Below are 342 nucleotides of genomic sequence, written 5' to 3'. Positions count from 1 at the left end.
CGAGCTGGAAGGCCTTGCGACCCCACATCATCAGGTAGCCGAGACCCGCCGCGGAGGAAATCATCTCGCCCAGGATCAGGACTTTCCAACCCCCGCTGAGCGCCTGCCGGAGACCGGGCAGGATCGCCGGCAGGATGGAGGGCCCCTCGACCAGCCGGACCCTTGCGAACCAGGGGAGTTCGTGCGCCCGGGCGACATCGTCGTATTTGCGCGGCCGGCTGCGGACGCCCTCATACGCGCTCACCATCAGCGGCAGGAAACAGGTCTTGGCGATGAGGATGATCTTCAGCGCCTCGCCGATGCCGAAGACTAGCATGAAGAAGGGAAGCCAGCCGAGCGACG

1 protein-coding gene is annotated in these 342 nt (G+C 65.8%); it reads right to left on the bottom strand.

The annotated features are described in order from the left end of the window. On the bottom strand, positions 1–342 hold a 342-nt coding region (locus tag KVS69_RS19090; protein ID WP_217539537.1), incomplete at both ends, for an ABC transporter permease subunit.

The sequence above is a fragment of the Stenotrophomonas sp. GbtcB23 genome, assembly GCF_019091045.1.
Classification (GTDB): domain Bacteria; phylum Pseudomonadota; class Gammaproteobacteria; order Xanthomonadales; family Xanthomonadaceae; genus Stenotrophomonas; species Stenotrophomonas rhizophila_A.
Note: the sequence above shows the minus strand (reverse complement) of the source record. Positions and strands in the feature narration are given on the sequence as shown.